The organism is Pseudomonas viridiflava (assembly GCF_900602065.1).
GTDB lineage: Bacteria > Pseudomonadota > Gammaproteobacteria > Pseudomonadales > Pseudomonadaceae > Aquipseudomonas.
Map to the genome: position 1 here is coordinate 1 of NZ_UWFN01000335.1, position 411 is coordinate 411.

At 61.1% G+C, this 411-nt stretch carries 1 protein-coding gene; it reads right to left on the reverse strand.

What is annotated here, in order from left to right; all coding sequences use genetic code 11:
- On the reverse strand, window positions 1-411 hold a 411-nt coding region (locus tag EE949_RS25675), incomplete at both ends, for an amino acid ABC transporter permease (RefSeq protein ID WP_164666840.1).

Consider the following 411-nt stretch of genomic DNA (forward strand, 5'->3'; position numbering starts at 1 on the left):
TGGCAATACGCAGCGCCTGCGGCAGGATCACGTAACGCATCTGCTCGAACGGAGTCAGGGCCAGACTCGCCGAAGCTTCCCATTGGCCCTTGGAAATCGATTCGACGCAGCCGCGCCAGATTTCGGCCAGATAGGCGCTGGTGAACAACGTCAGCGCCAGAGCGGCTGCAGCCCAGGGAGAAATGTCCATTCCCATCAGCGCAACGCCGAAGAACACCAGAAACAGCTGCATCAAAAGCGGTGTGCCTTGAAACAGCTCTATATATAAGCTGGCTGCCGCACGCGGCCCGGATTTCTCCGAGGTGCGCATGCCCATCACCAGCAGGCCGATCAGCCCGCCGCCGATGAAGGCCACCAGCGACAGGGCCACCGTCCATTGCAGGCCGGTCAGCAGATTGCGCAGGATATCCC